The following is a 24,735-nucleotide window of genomic DNA, read 5'->3' on the forward strand; positions in this document are numbered from 1 at the left end:
TTGTTATGCAATCAGAATATCAAAATCCATTTGATGATGAGAGCCACCAATTTTTTGTGTTAACTAATGATCTTGGCCAACATAGTTTATGGCCAGAATTTGCGGGAGTTCCCGAGGGCTGGAAGACAGTCTTTGGACCTCAGGATCGTCGACAATGTGTTGAATATATAGAAGAGAATTGGAAAAGCCTCAATCACTGATAGTTGTCAGTTTCTGCGATTTTACTATCCCTCGTAAAGAGTAAATACAACCAATGAAACTTGAGAGATCTAAGACTCTATTTACAGGCGGTTAAGGGACTAACTGCAGCTGGAAAGCACCAGCAACACCCACTTGAAAATATGGCTAAGGTCTGTGCCACACTATTTTCAGATTCCAGTGGGCCGTGGCCAAATAGATCAGGAAGGACTATTTGGCCACTTTTTTCCCACCAAGGCATTGTGCCAACTCAATATGTTGAAAAAGGATTGTTACTGTGCAAGAAGAAAGCGCGACCATTTCTGCAAGTAAACTTAGCGATAACACTTACCCTTTGGTGGGACCTCAAGTGGGGATCTGGCTGGCCGATCAGCTTTCGGAAAGCAGCAATGCCTTCGCCGTGGCTCAATATGTGGAGATACACGGCGCAATTAATGTAAAACTGCTGACAAAAGCTATTCATATTGGATTAAGTGAAGCTGACACGATTCATGCAAAATATCACCAGGAAGATAACGTTCCGGTCCAACAGCTCCAGTCAACGCCAGAAACTGAATCCTTAAACGCTGTAGACTTCATAAAAATTGAAGATCCGCTTGATCCGGTAGCTGCTGCAAAATCTTTGATGCTCAATGATATTCAAGGTGAATTAAGAGCAGATAGCGAAACCTGCCTCTACCATCATATTATTTTTCAGTTACCCGATAGTTCAAATGGGAAACACTTTCTCTGGTACCAGCGCTATCACCATTTAATGGTAGATGGCTTCAGCTTTACCGCCCTCACTAAAAGAATCGAGAAAATTTATAATGCACTTATTAACGGTGCACCCATAGCCATCTCTCCATTTACGGGATTTCCCGCGGTCGTTGATGAGTACCTAGAGTATGCCGAATCGGAAAAATTCAAACAGGATCGAGCCTTTTGGGCAGAATACGCCAAGAGCTTGGCAGCACCACTGACATTGTCGAATAAGACTACCAGCTCGCTCGACAACGCCAACAGCCTTGTGCATCGACAAAGTATTTCGATGACTCGAAGTTTAATTGAAGATCTAACCCAGCTGACGGAGGCAAAGAAACTGTCGGTGGTCGACCTTGCCACAGCAATGATCTTTATTTATTTATCCCGGATATGTGATAGCAATAAAGTTGCCGTAGGCTACCCATTTATGCGGCGAATGGGCTCCTCCGCGCTTAACTCTACAGGCCCCGTTGCTAATATACTGCCATTACAACTTGAAATCAGTGCCGAGCAAAATATTTTTGACATTGCCCGCTCTCTATCCCGGGAGTTACGCAAAATCCGTAAACATCAACGATACGAATCCGAGCAGCTACAAAGAGATCTTGGGCTGGTCGGCTCACACAGGCGTCTGTATGGTCCCACTATAAATTGCAAAATCTTTGACTACACACTCAATTTTGATGGGGTCCCCGGTAAAACCTATCAAATAGCAACAGGCCCCATTGAAGATATAGAGTTTTCAATTTACTTCGGCAAAGAAACAATAACTATTGAACTCGCGGCCAACGCTCATCGATACAGTGAAAAGGAGCTAGAACTCCACAGACATAGAATCAGCGATCTCTTTGTTCAGGCTCATCATAATAGCCACTGTTTATCCAGTGAATTCTCTCTAATACCTATCGGTGAAAAAGGTCTTATCGACAGCTGGGCTAAAGGCATAGAAATCACCAACACTGAAAATCATATCAGTGCCTTGGATATTTTTTTACAACAAGTACACACTCGCAGCAATGAAACTGCCCTGGTTTTCGAGGGACAGGAAATTTCATTCAGTGAACTTTCACTGCGCGCGCTAGAGATTTGTGCTTCCTTACAGAACAAGGGAATAACACCACAGAACATTGTTGCCGTGGCTCTGCCAAGAACCGTTGACTCTATTGCCGCCATCCTGGCAGTGTTCTACTCTGGTGCCACATACCTACCGCTCGACCTTACGCACCCGGATGAGCGTATTGCCATTATGTGTGACGATGCGCAGCCGGCACAGGTTATTACATTATCCAATCATGCCCACAGGCTACCATCCTTTGTTGACCAACTGCATCTGGATACAGCGGCGCTTGCCATCCCCAAAACGTATAGCGACCAAGCATTGATTAATTCTGGGGAGCAGAGGGCCTATATATTTTATACCTCAGGTTCTACCGGAAAGCCTAAAGGTGTAATGGTACCTCACGGGGCGCTCCTTAACCTGGCGCTGGCCCTACAAAAGGAAATTTTTGAAAATGCCATTGAACACTGTGTCAACACCCGCCTAAAGGTAGCACTGACTGGCTCATTTTCATTTGATACATCCTGGGACCCAATTCTTCTTATGATGCTCGGCCATGAGCTGCACTTGTTTGGTGACGATGCCAAACGAGATGTTTATGGGTTAATCGATTCTATCCGCACATTAAAAATAGATACTCTTGCCGTCGCTCCATCATTGGCTACTCAACTAATGGAAGCCGGACTGATGGATAAAGGCCACCATCACCCGACCTTGATGGATATTTGCGGGGAGGCTGTATCTCCAGCCTTATGGTCTCATTTACAACAATTCTCCAAACTGCAAGCGCATAATATTTACGGCCCCACAGAATTCACCGTCTATGCGACCAGTGCACAGGTATCCACAGATCTGGCTGAGCCGGTTATTGGTAGTCCGCTAGCCAACACCGAAGTTTATGTATTGGATAAACGACTGCGTCCAGTTCCCATTGGTGTTCCCGGCGAGCTCTATCTCGCAGGGGACAATATGACCATTGGATATCTGCGCCGCCCAGAAACCACTGCCAGCCGCTTTGTAGCAAACCCCTACCGCCCCGGTAAAGTTATGTACTTAACTGGGGACTTGGTTCGCTGGGGCACCCATGGAGAATTGGAGTTTATCGGGCGCTGTGACAACCAGGTAAAAGTACGTGGATTCAGGGTTGAGCTCGGCGATGTAGAAGCTGCGTTTTCATCTCTCGACGAAACCAAAGAAGTGGCTGTAATTGCCAAACCAATTGCTACAGGAAATCAATTGCTTGCTTACTGTACGCTGAAGACACCGTCTAACGGCAATAAGCAGGAGATTCTGAGCCGACTTATACAACAACTGAACGAGCAGCTACCAGATTATATGGTGCCTGCTAGCTTAATTATTCTCGAAGAGTTTCCTCTAACTGTGAGTGGCAAGCTCGATAAAAAGGCCTTGCCAATGCCTTCTGCCACGCCTCAGAAAAGTTCAAGAGCGGCAATAGGAACCGCTGAGAGACTTGTGTGTAGCGCTATTGCGAGCACTTTGGAGATCGACAATATTGGAGCAGAAGATGATTTCTTCCAATTGGGAGGAGACAGTATTTCAGCGATGCGCCTTTGCACGGCAATGCGCAAAGCTGGCTACGATCTGCGCCCAAAAGAAATTTTCAAGTTGCGCTCTGCTGAGCAGATCGCCCTCAATCTCACACCTTTAGAGAAGCAATCCAAAGAAATTTCACCGGCGACATTGGGATTACCCCTGGTTGAAGCAGAGACCAAATATGGCCCTCTGACCGCTGTACTCCCTGTGCTTCCCCTACAGGAAGGTCTACTGTTCCAGACCGAATTGGGTAGCGAGGAAAACTCCTATAGCTTTACGACAAAATTAACTCTCGAAGGTGAACTGGATATCTCCCGGTTGGGTCGAGCCCTAAACTCCACTTTAGCTAAGCACCCTCAACTAGGAGCCCTATTCGACTGCGAATCCTGGGATGCTCCGCTGCAGCTTATTCCCCAAATCAGTAGCGATGCCGATACTGCTGGAAAATGGCCTTTGACAGAAATTGACTTGAGCCAGCTTCCAGAACCACAGCAACAGGAGATGCTACTTAATCTGGAGCTGCAGCAGGCCGGGCTGCATTTTGATATTCGTATGCATGCCGAAACCCGTACACCTCTGCTACATGCTCATGTTGTAAAAACATCAGTAGAAAATTACGCTCTGCTAATCACTGCACATCATCTGGTTATCGATGGCTGGTCGACTCCAATTCTATTACAGGACCTGCTTGAAGCTTATCGGGAGGATACCGGGAAAGTCACATCAGAACCTAACCGTTACAATCCTGTTGTAATGGAACTGTCTAATAAGGAAAAACAAAATACCATCAAGCATTGGGGAGATCTTCTCAAAGGTGTCACCCCCACTATCGCGTTCGCAGAGAGTCGCGATAAAGAAACAGTTCATGAAATAGAAGTCCCCCTTTGTGAGCACTTACACAAACAGCTGAATAAGCTCTGCCTACAGGAAGGACTCACGTTCAATACAGTGATCCAAGGTGTTTGGGGCGCAATGTTGGGATCATTAACCGGGCGCAATGACGTAGTATTCGGCAGCCCAGTTTCTGGACGATCCAGTGCGGTAGATGGGATTGATGAGGTGATTGGTTTATTCAGTAACACCCTACCCGTTCGTGTCCAGTTGCAACCTCAACAACCCCTGATCAAGCAGCTGCAATCATTGCAGGAGCAACAAATCGCACTGTTTGATCATGACGGGATTGGCCTGGGTGAAATCCAACGTATTGCCGGCACAGATACCCTATTCGATACACTTCTGGTTGTGGAAAATTACCCGGCCGATGAAGCTCTGATACAGCAGAATCACGCCGGGATTCATTTAAATGCAGTTCAAAATCGCGGGTTTACTCACTATCCACTGACACTATTAGTATTGCCTGGAGAAAAACCTAGAATACTTTTTGAATATCGGGATGCGGTTGTCAATGCTGTAAACCTTGTTCATCGATTTATCGACCTGCTTACACAGGTTGCCGAAAATCCAGAACAACCGTTGGCTGCCATGTCCCTGCAGACGGACACTGAGCGCAAGCTTCTTGAAAGTATCAATGACACCAAACAGACATTTGATCCTGTCACTTTACGCGATTTATTAATTAGGCAAGCTCAAGTTAGCCCAGATGGTAGAGCGCTCACAGACGAAAGCAGCTCCTTTGACTATCAAAGTATGCGTCAAAGTGTTCGCAGTATTGCTGCACAACTCAACGCCCACCACGTAGGTCGCGGCGATATTGTCGCCGTGGCTGTTGAGCGTAGTGTTGAGCTCAGCCTCTCCCTACAAGCTGTAATAGAAGCCGGAGCCGCTTACTTACCATTGGACATTAGCTACCCGGATGAACGCTTGGCGCTCATGCTGGAGGATGCTAACCCCAAACTGATAATTGCTGGAGAAAATCAGGTTCACCGATTTGGTGAAAATTCTGCGGTGCCCTGCACCGCACCTGTACTAGCTATTGAAAATCTTCTCCAGCAGTCGTCACCCAATGAATTAATTGCTGTGGAAATTCGGCCGGAAGATCCCGCTTACCTGATTTACACGTCAGGGTCGACAGGTCGCCCCAAAGGTGTTCTGGTTTCCCATGAAGCCATAGTGAACCGGCTGCTTTGGATGCAAGCGGAATACAACCTCACAGAAAATGATGTAGTGCTGCAGAAAACACCATCAAGCTTTGATGTCTCAGTATGGGAGTTCTTCTGGCCACTGATCCGGGGGGCAGAGCTGGTCATGGCCCCACCGGAAGCCCACAAAGATCCGGAGCATCTACTGCAGATTATCTCCAAATACCAGGTAACAACCATGCACTTTGTACCCTCAATGCTCGCAGCTATGGTGGACTACCTGGATAGCCAGCCATCTTCAGTACCTCTTACCAAGTCGCTGCGCCGGGTATTTTGTAGTGGCGAAGCACTTTCGAAAGAACTTGCCTCTGCCTATGCAAGTTACTTTAAAGCGCCTTTGCACAATTTATACGGCCCTACTGAGGCCGCTGTTGACGTTACATACTGCCCCGCTGATTTAGGGTTAAATCTTGGAGAAGGTACGGGCATACCTATCGGCAAACCGGTTTGGAATACCCAACTGCGGATTCTCGATCAATTTTTACGCCCGGTAGGTATCGGTGTTCCCGGAGAACTCTACCTAAGCGGTATGCAGCTCGCACTCGGTTATCTCAACAGGCACGGCCTGACTGCCGAGCGGTTTGTATCCGACCCCTATGCAGTAGGCGAGAGAATGTATCGCACCGGTGATGTCGTTCGCTGGATGCCTGATGGTAACGTTGAATATCTGGGGCGCAGTGATGATCAGGTTAAAATTCGTGGACTGCGAATTGAGATTGGTGAGATTGAAAAAGCACTATCTTCCTTGGAGGGAGTGAAGCAGGCTGCCGTTCACGCGCGCGTATTGAGCCAAAGCAAAGCGACAGGTGATAACCGTCAATTGGTCGGCTACGTAATACTGGATAACCCAGAAAAGTTCCCAGAGACTCTTAGCCCACTTTCGGACCAGCTGGCCCAATCCTTACCGGCACATATGGTGCCGTCAGCATTGGTTGCTGTGGAAACGTTCCCACTCAGTGCCAATGGCAAGCTCGATAGAAAAGCACTGCCAGACCCAGAAAGCGATAAAACTGATTCCGGCCGTCCACCCAGTGAAGGGGCTGAGCAAATTATTGCCAATGCCTTCTGCAAGATGCTGGACTTGGAATCCGTAACAGCAGAAGCGAGCTTTTTTGAGCTTGGTGGTCATTCACTACTTGCTATGCGGCTGGCTGCAGAACTACGCCAATGCCTGTCCCTTCCAGTAACAGTAGGACAAATTATGGTATCTCCTACTGTTGAGGGACTTGCGGCGGTATTGACCGATGAGAATTTGCGCAAAGATCCTGAAAAAGCGGGCTTTGGCAATATTCTTCCGATTAGGGCTGGAACTGGTACGCCGCTGTTCTGTATTAACCCCGGTTCAGGTTTTTCATGGCAGTACACCGGATTCCCCAAATACCTTGAAGGAAACTGGCCGATTATTGGCCTTCAATCACCGCGACCTAACGGCCCTGTAGCTATCAGTGAATCGATGGACGAAGCCGTTGAGCGCTACTTACAAACTCTCTTAAGTGCACAGCCCAAAGGCCCCTATCACTTAATGGGTTACTCGTTTGGCGGTACTGTTGCCGTAGCCCTGGCATCCAAGCTGACGGCACTCGGCCACCAGGTAGCTTTTGTCGGATTATTCGATACTTATCCACCTGAAGGCCAGGAATGGAAACGACCCACAGAAGATGAAGCCAGGGAAGAAGTAGAGCGCGAGAAACGGCAATTCCTCAGCGCAGCTGAAGGCGAATTTGCCGATGAAGCAACACTGGCAGAGCAGACCAAAATGTTTAACGATATCGTAGCGAATTACGATGATACTGTACGCCTGCTATCGGATGCAGACACCCAACCCTATTCTGGTAATGTGCAATTATTTGTTGCGGAAAAGACACTGCCTGAAGGTTGGGACGTAGATAAGTGCTGGTCTCCATTCCTAAATGACATGCAACAACACCGATTGCCTTTTGCCCATGACGATATTCTATCGCCGACATCTCTTGAAGTGCTCGGGCCCCTACTCAACGGTATATTGGCAAAGGTTCCAACTTTAAGGAGCCTATGAATAACTCCATGATGCCTCTGGCATGCAGAGCGGTTCACAATCAAGGCGTGGCTTCGCAGGAATGTCTAGACATTTCAAGAAGTCGCAACGCGGAGTGTGGATCGCTCTGCAAGCCCCGAAGGGCGGGTCTTAAAGGCCACAGTTGCTGCGTTGCAACTCTTGCAAAGGGCTACGGCCATTAGCGGCGAGCTGCGCCTAACATCTGCAGCCTTCAAGACCCGCAGAGACATTATGGAGTTATACAGAGACTCCTTAACTAAACAGACAGAAAAAGCAGATCCCCAAGAGGCTGTAACATCCCTATGAACCGTTCACTATTTATGAGATTTGACTTGCTCAAGAGCAATGCAAACTTCCGCATGATCTTTATTGCCAGGATGATTTCGATTATCTCTCTGGGGATGTTAACAGTCGCGGTGCCGGTACAAGTCCATGCAATGACAGGCTCTACTATCCAGGTAGGAGTCATTATGGCTCTGGAAGGTATAGCCATGTTTATTGGCTTGCTGTGGGGAGGTGTGCTCGCCGACCGCCATAACCGCCGCACACTGATTTTGATCGGACGCTCCGGTTGCGGCTTGGGTTTTGCTGCATTAGCTATAAATTGCTTCTTTACATCACCCTCACTAATAGCCCTGTATGCTCTTTCCATTTGGAGTGGTTTCTTTGGTGCAATTGGTATCACTGCATTAATGGCCTCAATTCCCTCAATTGTAGGCAAAGAGAATCTTGCCTCTGCCAATGCTTTGGGCATGCTCACCGTACGTATCGGTACCGTTATCTCGCCGGCAATTGGCGGATTGATTATTGCCGCCACTGATATCAGCTGGAACTATACTGCGGCCTCCTTAGGTACTTTTGCCACGCTGATCCCGCTGACCCGATTGCCCTCCATGGCGCCAGGAAAGCAGCCGAAAAAGCAACCTCTAAAAGCACTAGCTGAGGGTTTTTCATTTTTATTCCGTCATAAAATTGTTGGCAGTGCGATTGCAGTAGGGACATTGGATTCCCTGGGCAAAGGCATCCGCGTTCTATTCCCCGCAATGGTTACCGTTATTTTTGGTGGAAGTGCATTCGAAATCGGCCTGATGTATTCTGCTGTGCCCTTAGGGGCTATGTTGGGTGCCCTAACCAGTGGCTGGGCGCCCCAATTAAAACGTCCCGGTGCTGTTTTACTACTCACTTGCACCCTCTCTTTTGTTGCCTTGAGCGGTCTCACTCTCGCTAACCATCTCTATATCGCTTTAGTTGCACTAGTCGCTTATGGCTATTTAGGGGCTATTAGTTCACTAATTCAGATTACTTTGGTTCAGAGTCATACTCCTAACCAATTACAAGGAAGAGTTAACAGTCTCTGGGCAGCCCAAAATGTAACCGGCGATACTTTTGGCGCAATGGGATTCGGCATCTTAGGCAAGCTGTTTGCCCCAATGGCCGGTACTCTCTACTTTGCTGCTACAGCAATTGGCATTACTGTTGCTATGTCCTTGGGATTCAGAAGTTTGAAGGACGCTGTATTTATTAAAAATAAAGCGCAAACCCCTCCTCAAAGCCCCGTCCCGAAAAAAGAAAAAATGGAAACTGAAGCCACAGCATTATGAATTGGGAATCCTCTTATAAAATTGACAACCCGATACCCAGCTTTTTAGGTGGATACAAGGTGATGAAGTCCAAGTACTTTACGGGCCATATGGTAGAGACTACTTTTTGCCCAGAAAGGTATGACGATCAGTTTTTCTCTCACTTGAATATTCCTTTTCCAAGTTCATTAGTAAAAGCCGTCCCATCACGACGAGCTGAATTTCTTGCTGGACGAAGCTGTGCTCACCTTGCACTCAGAGAGCTAGGTGTGCCAGTGAGAGAAATCCCTATAGGTATAAACCGCTGTCCAGTATGGCCGGAGGGAGTACAAGCCTCTATTACCCATGCAGGCAGCCGAGCAATCTGTGCAGCCAGCACTACTTCTCAAGGGCTTGGGATTGATTATGAAACAACTATTGCCGCTAAAACTGCTGAAGAAATCAAACGCAATATAGTCAGTGATTCAGAAGAATCCCTACTTTCAGAGAGCGGTTTCCCTCAGGAACAGTGGTTGACTATGGCTTTCTCCATTAAAGAAAGCCTTTTCAAGGCACTATATCCTCTAGTTGGAAAATACTTTGACTTTCTGGATGCTGAAATTACAACACTGTCGCCCCTGCAGCAAAAATTAGAACTGAAAATTTTGCGAGATCTCTCATCCAGAGTTCCCAGTGGAAATACCTACACTGGTACATATCAACCACATCAAGACGGCATATTGAGCATCGTTGAGTATTAGTCAATCTCGACAATAACAGCGCTATATCAGTTAAAAGAAAAGGACCATTCTATGTCTGACGTTCCTGCTATTTTGAGCGCACGGACTCATATGCAACTTCCGGGTAATGATGAGCTAATCCGAAAAATGCCGTGCCCATCTACTTCCGCTTTAACTATTGAACGAACCCGTAATGAGATTTCCCGAATATTGCGAGGGGAGGATGATCGACTTTTGGTTGTGGTAGGTCCGTGTTCAATTCATGACCCCATCGCCGCACTAGATTATGCGCAAAAGCTGTCCGAGATTAAGCCCCAGTTTGAAAGTAACCTCTGCCTGGTAATACGGACCTATTTTGAAAAGCCACGTACCACCATCGGCTGGAAAGGCTTTATTTACGACCCCAATTTAGATGGCAGTGCCGATATGCATACTGGGCTCACTATGGCTCGGGAATTATTGCTTAATATCAATGCTCTGGGCTTGGGAGCAGCCACCGAATTTCTTTGTCCTTTGAACGCACTATACATCGCAGACCTGATTTCCTGGGGAGCCATTGGTGCCCGCACCACAGAATCACAAACACACCGGGAATTAGCTTCAGCACTTCCTTGCCCTATCGGATTTAAAAATAGTACCGACGGAAATATCAAAATTGCAATGAATGCGATTCAAGCTGCCCAATCACAACAGATATTCTGCACCACGATTCGCAATGGAAAGTTTGAAGCAGTTCAGTCTACAGGCAACTCTAATTGCCACTTAATTCTTCGCGGAGGAACAATACCCAATTACTACCCCGAAGACATCGAACTAGCGATATCCCAACTTGACTCTGTATCGCTACCGGCCGGCATTATGGTTGATTGCAGTCATGGCAACAGCCAGAAAATACACAGTAATCAAATAGTTGTTGCGGAATCTCTCTGCGATCAAATCAGCACAGGGCAAAGAAATATTTCAGCTGTAATGATTGAGAGCTTCCTCGAAGAAGGAAGCCAAAAAATTCTCCCCTGGGGCAAGATGACCTACGGACAATCGGTTACTGATGCTTGTATCGGCTGGAAGGATACTTATCAGGCGCTAGAGATGCTTTCTGAAGCCGTTGTCAGACGCCGTCATCTATTTACCACCTCCCACAATATGGGAATTGAATTAAATCAAAGTGCTATGTAATAGTACTTCGGACATATTTAAGTTGCCGATCCCCTGAAGTTATAGCGGCACTGGCAAAACAGTGCCAACTTTTTCAGTTTTTGGCGCAGATTCTATTTGCAATCAATTCATTCCAATAGATATGGTCTGAATTTACAACGATCCCAGAAAGAAAATAAGAAAACACAGTGATGTTAAATTTATTTACTTTAGAGCGTAAGAAACATCTCATGCCAACTCAAGCCACCATGAGTAGAATCAGATTTACCTTGATGAATAAATCCATATTTAGAATACATACCAACAAGTTCATCCTGACATATCAAATAAATTCTCTTTTTCCCTAGCTCACTCATAGAGCTAATAAAGCTGTTCAATAGCTTATTTGCCATACCCTTACCTTGATATTTGGGGTGAACCACCAGGGACATAATAACAATATTTTCTCCACTCGAATCATGGCCTACCAACTCTTTAAACTCTTCATTAGGCAACTCTACGTTATGAGTTGCTCCTGAATTAATAAAACCTATAACTTCCTTATTATTCTCTATAACAAGGAAACCTTCAGGGTAAGTCAAAATTCGCTTTAAAATCTTTTCTTTTGTTGCTGCCTCGTTACCAGCGTAAGATATAGATTCAATCTCAAAGCACCTAGCTAGATCCCTCTCATTCGCAGAGCGAATATTAATTTCAGACATCCTTGAGCAAAACTCCATGTTCATAAACCAAAATAAAGGTATCCCTCCTCTCAAAGGTACCAGAGGGCATACGTATCAACAGTTATATCAACCTTATCTTTCGTAGTATATAGCCTTCAACCACTAGGTTATATTGAACTAAACTACCTTAGCCATAAGATAGACATCAGCATACTCACCATTTCGAAATGCATAATTTTTTGCAGTGCCTTCGACCTCAAATCCATACTTCTTATATAGACCTATAGCCTGTTCATTATCAGTATAAACCTCTAACTCTATACGGCGAACGGCAAGCCAGTTAATAGATAAGTTGAGCATTGCCTCTAAAAGCTTTGAGCCAACCCCACTCTTTTGATGCTCTTCACTTACTGCCATACCTATATTTGAGACATGCTTTCGCCTTGGATTCGAGAATACCTCCATTCCAATTTGACCGACGATCATCCCATCCAGGACAGCTACGATGCTATAAAAGTTATCGGGGATATTCCCCAGAAACTTTTCCCATTTATCTATTGAAGGGTATGGGACTTGAAGTGTTCCCGCATAGCAGGAAGACTGAGCATATATATCTTTAATTTCAGGAATATCTTCTTTTCTACTATGTCTAATTTCTATACTCATGGACCCACTCTCGTATCACTTAATATAAATTCTACCTGCTTATTAATTTCGGTAGAGATAACTTTCCTATTCTGACGCATATCCACAACCACGCCCCACCTGAATAAATTTAGCGTCTCTCAAAAGCTGGATACGCATTTGCTCGTATATTCATTGTCATGCCTATAGAACATACAATCTTACTCGTCCGCCCATTTCTATCTGTAAAACGGTGGAAGGTCCTTCGCAGTACAGCTGGCAGTTAAGCTCGAGCCGAGAATGCTTTGTGATATACAACCTCTCCGCTTGGAAAATCGTCATCAAACGACAGTGCCTGGAAGTACTCTACGGGTACATCAGGTAAAACCAGCCCTTCAATAACTTTGAAGCCAAAACGCCTGTAATAAGCGGGCTCCCCCAGTACAACGCAGCCTGCCGCACCTTGTTCTTTGAGGTCAACCAGGACGCTCCGAACAAGCTTTGAGCCAACTCCTCTTCCTTGATACTCAGGTAGTACTGAAATCGGCCCGAGCCCGAACCAGTTGGCTGAGCCATCAGAAATAACAACTGGAGAAATGGCAATGTGGCCTATAATATCTTCATCCACTTCAGCCACCTTTGATATAAATAATGCGTCAGCTTGGCGCAGGGCCTTCACGATAAACTGCTCAGAGTGATCAGTATACGGAGCGTCCCGAAAAGCCAAGGTAGTGACTCTGTGGATTGGCTCAATATCTCTTTTACTCTCTTTGCGTATCTGAATATCCAAATTTTGCTCTCTCTAAATTTTTTAAACTATTTTCCCAGCTTTGTTATATTGAAATTTTTTCTTTAAATTGACACTCTTTCTGTCTCCCACAAGTAGATTACTTTTTGAGTAAATTCCTACGATTCTTGATTCATCTGATTTGATACCTTAACGCATTACGTAACAGGCATAGAATATGACGCAACTTGTTCATGCACCTTCTTTTTGGCCGACGATGAAAGCTGACAAGCTGCCAGGCCATACCATATCAAAGTAACTGCCACCCAAATCCTTTGTGTCACTCCTTTGTATTCAACAGGCATATATCCATAACTAAAGAACCAAAAGAAAACAACGTGAATCAAGGTTACAAGTACACATAAATCTTGGAATTTCTTTGAGATATAATAATTGCGCATCTCTAAAGCAAATATAACAGGAACAACCATTAAAATGCTTGTTAGCCCATATACATCATGTAATGGACTATTCATAATAAAGAGCCCCGCAAAAATCCATGTCACACCAAATGCAAACATCGTTAAAAAAGTAAATTTAGCCTTTGCGAGAGACAAACAAGCCAGTGAAAATATACACATAGAAAGACCAATCAATATATCTGTAAGCCTATGTGAATATGAAAAGAAAGGTGACTCCAGAGCTAGCTCACTAATATGCTGAGTCACAATACTATAGCCTGGCAAAAACAACCCCAAGAAAATATTATACAGTGCAAACACAGGTATCAGCATTGCCTGCCTAATGAATATCAAATCCCGATTACCCAAAACTCACTCCATCTTGTAGAAAAATTAACATCCACATCTCAGACAAGCCAGCGCTACCTGACTGCCCAATGCAGGCTCATGTGATCGAAAAACACGGCATCAGCTTATCAAGTAACACCCTACATTGTGACGTAAAGTTGCCGAGAATACGCATGACAGCGATTTATAGCCAATAAGGCATTTTCCAGGATACTCTCTTCAACACTATTGCCAAATAAGAGCGCGTACCTAGAGTTCTCCGAATCTTGTATTTTGAACTCGTACTCAATATCGAAGTGCTCAGCTAAAATATCCTCGATATAATCGAGATGATCCCAACTGAAAAACTCTAAACACATGCCAAAATCTGGATCACAGGAAATTCTAAGTTCTTTCAATAATGTCGATCTATCAACCATAGTCACTTAATGCCAATCACTCATGGAGAGGCTCGAAGCGCTGCCCCCAGAAAGCATGATAGCCTTAGTACTTACCAGATGCATTCTTCTTAACAGGCACTTCTGATCTGTAGTACTTCATATGTATATTTATCTAATTCATCTTCATTTGAATAAATATCAGGGTAAACTACCCTGTGCTCTTTTATCAATTTGAAAATCTTACACGTGGCTTTCTTGCTTTCACTATCTACAGACGGTAAGCACCCATCACTAATCATGACAAATGTGTCAACTGACATTCGCAGCATCTCTGAGTCACTGCACAACTCCCTTTGTCTGTTCCTACCTACTGAGTTAAGATATTTATCTTTAAGGGTATACAAAGAAGCTATTTGTCACTTTGTACAAAGGTACCCCTAAAGACATCTTACAGCCGCACAATATACCAACATTTTCCTCGTTTTGACGACATACGTAAATCTGCATAAATCAATCCGTTTACACAGATTTTACAATTGATGTAACTATTCCCTTGAAGTATTAGCAACAGGCGGGGACGGTACAGCCACTATTTAAAATAGTGTAAGCAGGGATATACTAGGATACTCTTTTCGATCCATCGCTATACTAGAAAGCTTCTTGAATTTTACTACTTGCGCTATACCACTCTCGACAATCCAGAGTAGGAAAAAAGCGCCTGGCTAGGCTGCGAAATCAGTATCCAGCAGCCTTATAGGGACCAAAGTTCTTACGATAAACAAGTAACGTTCGCTTGTAGGCGCAAACCCATTCACCATGTTGATTTTGAGCGCGGGAATATATGCTAAGCAACCCCTGTTCAGGCCTTGATTTTGACTCCCTTTTGGAAAGTATCTCAGATTCGAAGTATAAAGTATCTCCCACATAAACTGGCTGCAACTCACAGTCACTCATCTCCAAGTTGGCTACAACCTTTCCAAACGTCCTAGTTGTATGCGCCATTGCGCTTAAAACAAATGTCTCCAATACTCGTTGCCTATCACCATAAACTCGACGCGCATATACCTTATCAGTGATAAACGGGCTGAGATCGAATGAGCGAAGTGCATAGTCGACACAGCTAGCTTCAGTGAAGGTTCGACCTGGACGATGCTCGAATATTTGCCCCACTTCAAAATCTTCAAAGTCTATTCCGACCGTTTCTATATAAACGTTATCTTCTACTTCCCGCAAAAAATTAAATGACTCTTTCATTGAGGTCACCTAAATATGGAAAATGGAAACTTAGTAGCCGTTCGCAGAGAAAGGCAGGTGATTGCGTTTGAAGATCAACATGTCACACTGTATTTCGCAAATAGTCTTCTTGTCTTGATTCTTTCCAAATATAACAATTTCTACCAGCCCCGCGTCGTCATACTCACTACCTGCCTGGACTTCGAGAACCTTACTCTCAGAATACAAGGTATCACCGCCATAAGCGGGTGCCACCATGGAAATTTTTCTCCAACCAACAATTTTTTTCCTTCGATTGTAGGTCTTCCAGATCAAACCCATTAGCTGTTGAACCGCTAAAGTAGTATCGATTAACGGCTTACCGAATTCAGTTTGGGCGGTGTAACACTCATCAAAATGCAGCATGGCTTGATTTAAGGTCTTGATGCACTCTTCCTTATTATCGTGCTGGCTAATGGTAACGCCAGGCCTATGGTGAAAAACCTGCCCTACCTTAAAGTCTTCAAAATCGAGACCGTAACGCTCTCGATAGCGATTTTTACCGGTTTTTATATACGCAGGAAAATGATAGCGGGGCATAGAAACCTCTTGCCTTACCGTAAGGCTCCGGTGAGTTTGGCTCTGCTACAGTACGGTCACAATCCCTTCGAGGCCGCCACAGTTTTCAGTGCCCGCTCAACCACGGGCATATCCACCATCTGTCCATCAACTACAAGAACTCCACCATGATTCTCTTTATAAGCTTTCAGTACTCGCTGAGCATGAGAGAGCGCCTCACTAGATGGTGCCAACCCTTGGTGAATCGGTTTAATTTGCTTTGGATGGATGGCTATTTTTCCAGAAAACCCCAGGGCGGAGACCCTCTGTGTTTCCTCAATTAGGCTTCTTTCATCATCCAGCTCCAAATAGGGGCCATCTACAGCATCAATGCCTGCAAATGCGGCAGCCTGAACCAGCCGCCCCCTGCCATATAAAAGAGCATCCCAGCTCATATCTGACCCCACTGTTGCACTGTAATCAGCCGCGCCAAAGGCCAAGCAAACCACCTCCTCTACCTGGGCAATACTCAACGCATTCTCCAAACCTTTTGGGGATTCAATCAGGGCTATTATTCGAATCGTTTTATGGGAGGGGGCCATAACCTGGCAAAAACCAATCACTTCTTCTGCTGATTGAACCTTGGGAAGAATCACAACATCTGGCAGTTGCGGCAGATCTAGCAGCATCAACATATCCTTGATGCCGCAATCGCTGTCGAGCTGGTTGATTCTCAACGCGCGCTGAGTGGGAACAATATCCTTTCCTGTAAAGAAATTGACCACCTGCTCCCTTGCAGTATCTTTATCTTCCAGGGAAACGGCATTTTCCAAATCTACACAGGCAATATCGGCTCCGCTGGCCATTGCTTTTTCATAGCGATCCGGCCGGGTCGCAGGGACAAACAGGACGCTGCGAAAATACTTGCTTCTGTTAATGACACTACCCATCTAGCGGCACCCTCTCAACAAAATGACAGATATCCGGATATCCGTTCCCGGTGCCCTTCTCTACAACCGGATTCAAAGCCAATCCAGTAGTTCACCCAAAAGACTAGCAACTCTGTATTAAATCGCGACACTCACCTTCAGTGAGCCCTGCCTGTCAGAGAGTCACTAAAATACGGGTGACCGACTATTCCCAATATCTACCAGCCAATCCCATCTAATTTACGACTCTTGCTCTATTCTGAGGAATACGGCGTATCTATATTTAGTGGATTATTCCGACATGTTACCTCTCTCAGGCTTGCGGATTGTGGCGGTGGAACAATATGGTGCAGGCCCTTTTGGCACCTTATATCTGGCAAATCTGGGAGCGGAAATCATTAAGGTCGAAGATATCTCTCGTGGAGGAGATGTAGGCCGTACGGTTGGCCCCTACTTCCTGGAAGGTGAACCCGGGGACAATAGCAGCCTTTTTTTCCAGACTTTCAACCACAACAAACGCAGTTTATCCCTCAATCTTTCCTCTCCCCAAGGCCAGCAAATCTTGCACAAGCTAATTCTTGGTGCAGATGCCCTGACCGACAACCTGCGCGGAGACGTTCCAGACAAGTTGGGTATTACGTACAAACAACTGGGAAAGCTGAACCCAAAAATTGTTTGCGCCCACTTGACTGCCTACGGCCGCAGCGGCGATAGGGCCAAGTGGCCGGGATATGATTACCCCGTGCAGGCAGAGGCAGGCTATTTCAAGCTAACTGGTGAGCCTGACAGTCCACCCACCCGATGCGGCCTGTCCCTGGTGGATTTATCCACTGGGGTAGCTCTGGCACTGGCCGTTGTTTCTGGTGTACTCAATGCCAGGGAAACTGGCAAGGGGCGAGATATCGATGTCAGCCTTTTTGATAACGCTTTATACAATTTAAGTTATGTGGCCATGTGGCAATTAAATGCAGGGCACAACCAAAAGCGGGTGCCACGATCAGCACATTTTTCCCTAAGCCCTTGTCAACTTTATAAGACGAAGGACGACTGGATTTACCTGATGTGCAATAAGGAAAAATTCTGGGAAGCCCTGTGTCAATGTATTGAACATCCAGAATTAGCTGACGCACCCAAGTTTGTAAATTTCAGGGAGCGCAGGAAAAATCAATCGGAGTTAACCGAAATACTGGATGAGATACTGTCAAAAAAAGATACTGCAGAGTGGCTGAAAATCTTAGCTGGTCAGGTGCCGGCAGCCCCGGTATATGATGTTGAGCAGGCGCTGACAAATCCCTTTGTTTCCGATACTGACCGCATCCAAACAATGCCCAGTGATCACGGCAAGGATATTAAAATATTGGCGCCGTCAATTCGCTGTGATGGAGAGATGGTTAATTTCAAGCGGGCACCTACCCTGGGAGAAGACACCAAGGATATCCTGGCTGAGCTTGGCTATTCCGGGGCTGAGATAGCCAAGCTCGCCAAGTACGGCATCATTTGAAAGAACTATTGATCATCGAGAAGCTGAAAGCCCTCTGCCAATAGTTGCGCCTGCAATTGCGACCACTGATCCTGGGAGAGTGAAACTGGCACGGTGACATCACTGGCATATTCCGCCTGGCCACAACTCCCCTGGTGACGCCCCACTAAAAAGCGCAGGCGGGCTTCCTGGGCAAAATCACAGCGAACCAAAACATGCATTAGGGGAACAAAAGGCTGCAACGGAATATCTTGCAGCGCGGCACCTACCGCACCACGATAGGCACGCATCAAGCCGCCCACACCAAGCTTGGTACCACCAAAATAGCGGGTCACTATTGCACCCACATTACCGACACCCTGCTTCAGCAGCAATTCCAGCATTGGCCGCCCAGCGCTCCCCCCGGGCTCGCCGTCGTCATCTGCTTGCATTACTTCCGGGTTGGAAGGATTGCCGATCACCAACGCGGTACAGTGGTGGCTTGCATCGGGATATTGAGCGCGGACAGTATCCAGCTGTTGCTGAAAAGCCGCTTTATTCTCTACTGGCCCCAGCCAACAAATAAAACGGCTCTTCTTTTCTTCTGTCTCACTGACAACGGGAGATGAGGGAATCTGATAACTCACCGACAATATCGTCCCAGCGCTGGTTTTTTAATTTTTCGTACAAAGGCTGGAGCTTGGTCTGCCAGACTTTATTGTCGACAACGCCAACGTGCTTGCAGCGAATAGTCCCCTCGGAATCCACCAGGAAAGTTTCCGGCGCACCGAAAACACCGAGGTCCAGAGCCAAACGGCCATCTCTATCGGCGAGGCTATACAAGTAGGGATTGTGGAATTTCTCCAACCACTTGATTGCTGCCTCATCCTCATCTTTGAGGTTAACGCCAACGATCGGCACACCCTGCTCAGCCAGAGCATTCAAATAGGGGTGCTCTACCCGGCAAGCTACACACCAAGTGGCCCACACATTCATCAAATGCGGGCCATTGGGAAGATCTTTCTTCTCTACAATTTGGCTGTTATCCGCCACTTTTTGCAAAGAGAATTCCGGCACAGGTTTATTCAGCAGGGCCGATGGCATTTCCTGTGGATTCAGGTAGAGGCCCCTCCAAAATAACAGGGCCAACACGACAAATATTACCAGGGGCAAAAAGAGTTTGAGTCTAGACATTATCCTTTCCAACTATTACGCCGTAGCAACATTGCCTGTAACTTCTACATCTACAGGTTTAGCGGCTTTCGCTTTGCGATAGCGCTTATCCGCTACAGCAATAGCTCCACCGATCGCCATCAAAAGCGAGCCCAGCCAAATCCATACCACAAAGGCTTTGTACTGAAGTCGCACAGCCCAATCACCGCTTGGGTTAGACCTGTCCATCGGCTCACCGAGGGCCACATAAATATCGCGGAAGAGTCCGGTATCGATCGCGGCCTCTGTCATGGTGTTGCCACCAGAGAGGTAATTGCGTTTCTGGGGATGCAGCTCTGCAACCGGCTTCCCGTCCTTGCTGACATGCAATACACCTTCAAAGGCTCGGTAATTAGGCCCCTGAACCATACGAACACCGTCAAATTTGAAGTCGTAACCGGAAACCTGGAAACTGTCCCCAGCCCCCATACGCACATCTTCCTCAATGCTGTAAACGGTGGTCAGTACTACCCCCAACACCGAAACTGCCAGGCCGATATGTGCGATATGCATACCGTAGTAACTGGCTCTCTGACGCTTAAGGCCGGCAAAGAATGAGCTGGAGTTGCGGGTTTTAGCCACGATATCAGCGATGCTGGAAGCAAAGACCCAGATACCAATAAAGATTCCCAGCGCCGCTCCCCAGTGGAAGTCTCCCAGGGCCAGGGTCCATAGCAACGCAACTACCAACGAAGCGACAAATGGCAAACGCCATGCGCTCAGCAGTTTGTCCCAGCGGCTGTCTTTCCAGTTGGCGCGCACGCCCATCCCCACCAGCAGGCAGAGAACAACCATCAGTGGCACGAAGAAAAGATTAAAGAAGGGCGGACCCACACTCACCTTGCCCCAGTTCATGGCGTCTGCCAGAAGCGGGTAAAGAGTACCGGTCAAAACCATGCCCATAATCAGCATCAACAGGATGTTATTGCCAAGCAGGAAGGTTTCCAAAGAGCGGAAAGAGAAAACACTGCGTGCGCTGACCGTCGGTGCGCGCAGGGCAAACAACAGCAGCGAAGTGCCGACAATTACAGCCAGGAAGCCAAGAATAAAGCTGCCTCGCAGTGGGTCAGTAGCAAATGCATGCACCGAGGTAATCACCCCTGAGCGCACCAGGAAGGTGCCGAGCAGGCTGAGACTGAAAGCGAAAATCGCCAGCAGGATAGTCCAGCTCTTAAACAGGCCACGCTTCTCAGTTACCGCCAAAGAGTGCATCAAGGCAGTCCCTACCAACCAAGGCATCAGGGATGCATTCTCAACCGGGTCCCAGAACCACCAGCCACCCCAGCCCAGCTCGTAATAAGCCCACCAGCTACCCAGGGCAATACCCAAGGTCAGGAAGCCCCAAGCCACAGCAGTCCAGGGTCTTGCCCAACGGGCCCACACCGCATCCAGCTGGCCACCGAGCAATGCCGCAATAGCAAAAGCAAAGGCTACCGAGAAACCCACATACCCCATATAAAGCAAGGGCGGATGGAAAATCATACCGGGGTCCTGCAACAGCGGGTTCAGGTCAGAACCTTCCATCGGCGGGAATGGCAGGGTGCGATCAAATGGGTTGGAGGTAAACAGAATAAACAGGAAAAACCCGATCAGTACAAAACCGAGTACGGATAAAACCCGCGCGGAAAGCTCTGGGGGCAGCTGCTTACCAAACAGCGCTACTGCCGCAGCCCAACCAGCCTGAATCAAAAGCCACAACAGAATGGAGCCCTCATGCCCACCCCATACAGCGGTAACTTTGTAATAAACCGGCAGGATACTGTTGGAGTTCTGTGCTACGTAATTAACCGTGAAATCACTCTGCACAAAAGAAGTGGTCAGGCAGGCAAAAGCGATCAGAACGAACGCAAAAATACCCAGAGCCAGCGGACGCCCCGCATCCATCCACACAGGGCGCGATGAATAGCTACCGGCCATCGGCACTGTTGCAAGAGCAACCGAAAGCAGCAAGCCGACAATTAACGCAAAATGGCCCAGCTCAGGGATCATATTTTCGCTCCATCGGAACAACCTTCATGGGAAACCATGGTGTCGGCTACCTCAGGTGGCGTATAAGTTTCATCGTGCTTGGCCAGCACCTGGTCCGCACGCAGAACACCGCTTGGCATCAACTGGCCGGTAATCACTGCTGCTTCGCCTTCGGCAAATAGGTCCGGCAGGATTTTGTCGAAGACTACGGAGAGCTGAGCCTCGCCATCAGTAATCACAAACTGGACTTCCAGGCTATCAGTAGCTCGCTGCACACTGCCCGGGACAACACAGCCTCCCGCGCGAATCCGCTTTTCCATCGGGACTTCACCCGCTGCAAAGGCCTTGGGGGCATAGAAATAATCGATATTGCCGCGCATCGCATAGGCTACAAAACCTACTGCTGCACTGGACAATACCACCAGGACAAGTACGAGTATCAGGCGTTGCTTGCGTACAGGGTGCATTGTCTAAGTCCTACTCCATAACTATTTAATTCTGTTGCGCCGATAGGTTCTCCATCGCCCTATCCGCTGGAACCCAGCAAATTGAAATTAAGCCGGTTCCTCTACTGTTTCTTTCTTTGTGGTTACTGTGCGCTCACTCACTGCCTGGCGGCGGCGCTGGGCAATTTTCTGCTGTCGCACCAGCTCTGCCTTCAGGCCACGGCGGGCAATGTAAGGGTAGAGAGCCATCCCCGCGAGACTCAGGAAAGTCACCGCGTAGGACACCCACACAAATACACCGTGGCCGTCCATCGTTAGGAAATCAGCCAGGTTGGCAAATTGAAACTCCACTTTATCGACCTCCCGCCAGTTCTTCCTGTACCCACTTGGTGCGCATCTCGCGCTTGAGCAGCAGAGTGCGGGTGTGAGTCAGCAGGGTCCAGGCATACATACAGTAGAAACCGATAATCATGGTCAGCAGAGGGTAGAACATACTCGGATCAATACTGCTGGATTCGGTCAGGCGAATGGTCGCGGGCTGGTGCAAGGTAAACCACCAGTCTACGGACTTGTAAATAATCGGGATATTCACGGTGCCCACCAGGGCCAGCAACGCAGAAGCTTTGTCGGCGACTTGCTCCCGGTTCACTGCGTGGGTAAGTGCCATAACGCCGACATAGAGAAACAGGAGTATCAGCATTGAAGTAATGCGGGCATCCCATACCCAGTAAGCATTCCAGGTAGGTTTACCCCACACAGCACCGGTAAATAGCGAAACAAAGGTCAATACCGCACCGATCGGCGCGGCAGCGCGCATCACGGCAAAGGAGAGCTTCATCTTCCAGATCAAGCCGATAGCACCGCTGATCGCCATAATGTAGTAACCGGCCAGGGCCAGGAAGGCGGCGGGTACATGGATAAAGATAATGCGGTAACTATTGCCCTGCTTGGCATCTTCTGGGGCAAAACCCAGGCCCCAAACACTGCCTACAGCGAGCAATACAACACTAGCCAGCGCCAGCCATGGCAGCCAGGCTTCAGTTTTTTGATAGAACCAGCGGGGCGAACCCAGGCGGTGAAACCATTGCCAAGCCAAGAAAGACCTCCAAATCAATTATCCAGGCTAATACGTATTGCACCCGCAGCAGCGAGTGGCGCCAGTGCCGCAGCAGCCGCTAGGAGTGCTGCCAATATCGCCAGTTGGGCGCTGTAGGCATAGCCATCAATTGCCGCCTGTACTGCGCCGGTGCCGAAGATTAGCACGGGCACATACAGCGGCATAACAATTAGTGCCAAGAGCAAACCGGGGCGGCGCAAGGCAACAGTGAGTGCAGCACCAATGGCCCCGATCAAACTCAAACTTGCAGTTCCCAGCAATAGGGAAGCCAGCAAACAAACATAACCATCCACGGGCAGATTCAGCATTAAGGCGAGCAGCGGCGACAGCAATGCCAGCGGCAAGCCTGTGGCAATCCAGTGCACCAGGGATTTTGCAAGAACCGCAAAGTAAAGCGGTTGTGGTAACAGGGTGAGCTGCTCCAGGGTGCCATCTTCGAAATCACCTTTAAAAAGGCTTTCCTGGGATAGCATGGTGGACAGTAGGGCCATTACCCAGATCATGCCCGGAGCCATCTTTGCCAGAAGTTCGGGCTCAGGTCCTACCCCTAACGGCAAAAGTGCTAAAACCGTCACAAAAAATAATAAGGGGTTGGCAATATCTGCTCGTTTTCTCAACGCCAAGAGCATTTCAATCCGGAACAGCGCCATAAAACCAGGGCCACTGCGCACTTCGCTCACCGGTGTTTGGACATCAACTGTCGACATGCTCTCCCCCAAAATCCTCAAAAGGCTCAGAGACTGAATAGTCAGACAAATTAACCTCACTGAGTCCGGCTAATGACAGAGGTTGGTGTGAGGTCAGCAGAATTGAACCACCGCTATAAAGATGGACCGCCATTTGCTCTTCCAATGCAGCAACACCCACAACGTCGAGGGCGGTCAGTGGCTCATCGAGTATCCACAATCGAGGGGAATCAGGTAGAAATAATCGCGCTAGGGCAACCCGGCGATTCTGGCCGGCGGAAAGGGAGTGGCACAAGCTGTCCTCAAAGCCGGTCAGGTCGACTTTATCGAGCGCATTGAGCGCGTCCTCATGGTCAGCACCATACCAGGTGAGGTTTTCCAGCGGAGTCAGGCCACTGCGCACTCCGCCCCTGTGCCCGATATATAGTAAGGACTCACGCATCACCGAGAGCGATTGCGGGTAGGCGGTATCACACCAAAGGATCTCCCCAGTGAAATCACTGCTACTGCCAATCAAAGTGCGCAGCAAGGTCGTTTTACCCGCGCCATTACTGCCTTTGATTTGAATTGCAGCGCCGGCTTGAAGAGAAAACTGAAGGCCCTCAAACAAGCGCCGACCATCCCTTTCACAGGCGAGATCTCTCACTTGCAGCACAACTTGGGACTTAGGGGTCACAGACATTCCAGGATAAAACCGCTCTGACAAATCTGAACGGCATTATACCGGCACCAGCGCTAATTGCATTGTCTCAGCGAGCAACATTTTAGCAACCCTTGATCTTTCGCAAGAATGCCCACTGATTCA

At 47.6% G+C, this 24,735-nt stretch carries 21 protein-coding genes; 6 read left to right on the forward strand and 15 right to left on the reverse strand.

Going from position 1 to position 24,735, the window contains the following annotated elements:
* The first annotated feature begins 5 nt into the window (after positions 1-5).
* The 5 genes from ACJJIQ_RS12410 (at position 6) to ACJJIQ_RS12430 (ending at position 11,162) form a co-directional block, all read left to right on the forward strand.
* On the forward strand, positions 6-200 hold the full coding sequence (locus tag ACJJIQ_RS12410) for an MbtH family protein (RefSeq protein ID WP_445356042.1): 195 nt from the start codon (positions 6-8) through the stop codon (positions 198-200).
* A gap of 275 nt (positions 201-475) precedes the next feature.
* Positions 476-7,687 (forward strand): non-ribosomal peptide synthetase, encoded by a 7,212-nt coding sequence (locus ACJJIQ_RS12415; protein WP_445364765.1) that lies wholly within the window; start codon positions 476-478, stop codon positions 7,685-7,687.
* Between the two features lie 302 nt (positions 7,688-7,989).
* Positions 7,990-9,288: an enterobactin transporter EntS gene (gene entS / locus ACJJIQ_RS12420; RefSeq protein ID WP_444896653.1), complete on the forward strand. Its 1,299-nt coding sequence runs from the start codon at positions 7,990-7,992 to the stop codon at positions 9,286-9,288.
* Positions 9,289-9,377: 89 nt separating this feature from the next.
* Positions 9,378-10,007 carry a 4'-phosphopantetheinyl transferase family protein gene (locus ACJJIQ_RS12425; RefSeq protein ID WP_445358693.1) on the forward strand — a complete coding sequence of 210 codons (630 nt, stop codon included), beginning with the start codon at positions 9,378-9,380 and terminating at the stop codon, positions 10,005-10,007.
* A gap of 51 nt (positions 10,008-10,058) precedes the next feature.
* Entirely contained in the window at positions 10,059-11,162 is a 1,104-nt protein-coding gene (locus tag ACJJIQ_RS12430) for a 3-deoxy-7-phosphoheptulonate synthase (protein WP_445364766.1), read from the forward strand.
* A 188-nt stretch (positions 11,163-11,350) separates the two neighbouring features.
* On the opposite strand, the gene ACJJIQ_RS12435 is transcribed toward ACJJIQ_RS12430, so the two are convergent.
* From ACJJIQ_RS12435 to ACJJIQ_RS12465, 7 genes are all read right to left on the reverse strand, one after another.
* Entirely contained in the window at positions 11,351-11,842 is a 492-nt protein-coding gene (locus ACJJIQ_RS12435) for a GNAT family N-acetyltransferase (RefSeq protein ID WP_444896651.1), read from the reverse strand.
* A gap of 138 nt (positions 11,843-11,980) precedes the next feature.
* Positions 11,981-12,469: a GNAT family N-acetyltransferase gene (locus tag ACJJIQ_RS12440; RefSeq protein WP_413665117.1), complete on the reverse strand. Its 489-nt coding sequence runs from the start codon at positions 12,467-12,469 to the stop codon at positions 11,981-11,983.
* A gap of 241 nt (positions 12,470-12,710) precedes the next feature.
* Positions 12,711-13,217 (reverse strand): GNAT family N-acetyltransferase, encoded by a 507-nt coding sequence (locus ACJJIQ_RS12445; RefSeq protein WP_445364767.1) that lies wholly within the window; start codon positions 13,215-13,217, stop codon positions 12,711-12,713.
* A gap of 155 nt (positions 13,218-13,372) precedes the next feature.
* Positions 13,373-13,984, reverse strand: a complete 612-nt coding sequence (locus ACJJIQ_RS12450; protein ID WP_445364768.1) for a DUF998 domain-containing protein — start codon at positions 13,982-13,984, stop codon at positions 13,373-13,375.
* A 1,094-nt stretch (positions 13,985-15,078) separates the two neighbouring features.
* Positions 15,079-15,597, reverse strand: coding sequence for a MaoC family dehydratase (locus ACJJIQ_RS12455; protein WP_413665113.1), 519 nt, complete (start codon positions 15,595-15,597; stop codon positions 15,079-15,081).
* A 30-nt stretch (positions 15,598-15,627) separates the two neighbouring features.
* The gene (locus tag ACJJIQ_RS12460) at positions 15,628-16,155 is read right to left on the reverse strand and encodes a MaoC family dehydratase (protein WP_413665112.1); all 528 of its coding nucleotides are present in this window, start codon (positions 16,153-16,155) and stop codon (positions 15,628-15,630) included.
* A 56-nt stretch (positions 16,156-16,211) separates the two neighbouring features.
* Positions 16,212-17,063 (reverse strand): HpcH/HpaI aldolase/citrate lyase family protein, encoded by an 852-nt coding sequence (locus tag ACJJIQ_RS12465; RefSeq protein WP_413665111.1) that lies wholly within the window; start codon positions 17,061-17,063, stop codon positions 16,212-16,214.
* A gap of 280 nt (positions 17,064-17,343) precedes the next feature.
* On the opposite strand from ACJJIQ_RS12465, the gene ACJJIQ_RS12470 reads away from it, so the two are divergent.
* Positions 17,344-18,543: a CaiB/BaiF CoA transferase family protein gene (locus ACJJIQ_RS12470; RefSeq protein WP_445364769.1), complete on the forward strand. Its 1,200-nt coding sequence runs from the start codon at positions 17,344-17,346 to the stop codon at positions 18,541-18,543.
* Between the two features lie 5 nt (positions 18,544-18,548).
* On the opposite strand, the gene ACJJIQ_RS12475 is transcribed toward ACJJIQ_RS12470, so the two are convergent.
* The 8 genes from ACJJIQ_RS12475 to ccmA all read right to left on the reverse strand — a co-directional run bounded on the left by ACJJIQ_RS12475 (position 18,549) and on the right by ccmA (position 24,606).
* On the reverse strand, positions 18,549-19,148 hold the full coding sequence (locus tag ACJJIQ_RS12475) for an IMPACT family protein (protein ID WP_445364770.1): 600 nt from the start codon (positions 19,146-19,148) through the stop codon (positions 18,549-18,551).
* A complete protein-coding gene (locus tag ACJJIQ_RS12480; RefSeq protein WP_444896644.1) occupies positions 19,111-19,695 on the reverse strand; it encodes a DsbE family thiol:disulfide interchange protein in 585 nt (194 codons plus the stop codon). The genes ACJJIQ_RS12475 and ACJJIQ_RS12480 overlap by 38 nt, the downstream gene beginning before the upstream one ends.
* A gap of 15 nt (positions 19,696-19,710) precedes the next feature.
* Complete coding sequence (locus ACJJIQ_RS12485; RefSeq protein WP_445364771.1) at positions 19,711-21,702, reverse strand: heme lyase CcmF/NrfE family subunit; 1,992 nt, start codon at positions 21,700-21,702, stop codon at positions 19,711-19,713.
* The gene (locus tag ACJJIQ_RS12490) at positions 21,699-22,148 is read right to left on the reverse strand and encodes a cytochrome c maturation protein CcmE (RefSeq protein ID WP_413665106.1); all 450 of its coding nucleotides are present in this window, start codon (positions 22,146-22,148) and stop codon (positions 21,699-21,701) included. Before ACJJIQ_RS12490 ends, ACJJIQ_RS12485 begins: the two co-directional genes overlap by 4 nt.
* Before the next feature lie 87 nt (positions 22,149-22,235).
* A complete protein-coding gene (gene ccmD, locus ACJJIQ_RS12495; RefSeq protein ID WP_413665105.1) occupies positions 22,236-22,478 on the reverse strand; it encodes a heme exporter protein CcmD in 243 nt (80 codons plus the stop codon).
* Position 22,479: 1 nt separating this feature from the next.
* On the reverse strand, positions 22,480-23,223 hold the full coding sequence (gene ccmC, locus ACJJIQ_RS12500) for a heme ABC transporter permease CcmC (protein WP_445364772.1): 744 nt from the start codon (positions 23,221-23,223) through the stop codon (positions 22,480-22,482).
* 14 nt (positions 23,224-23,237) lie between these two features.
* The gene (gene ccmB, locus ACJJIQ_RS12505; RefSeq protein ID WP_444932714.1) at positions 23,238-23,951 is read right to left on the reverse strand and encodes a heme exporter protein CcmB; all 714 of its coding nucleotides are present in this window, start codon (positions 23,949-23,951) and stop codon (positions 23,238-23,240) included.
* The gene (ccmA, locus tag ACJJIQ_RS12510; RefSeq protein ID WP_445364773.1) at positions 23,938-24,606 is read right to left on the reverse strand and encodes a cytochrome c biogenesis heme-transporting ATPase CcmA; all 669 of its coding nucleotides are present in this window, start codon (positions 24,604-24,606) and stop codon (positions 23,938-23,940) included. Before ccmA ends, ccmB begins: the two co-directional genes overlap by 14 nt.
* Positions 24,607-24,735 lie beyond the last annotated feature (129 nt).

It is taken from the genome of Microbulbifer maximicatervae (SeqCode), from assembly GCF_052468295.1.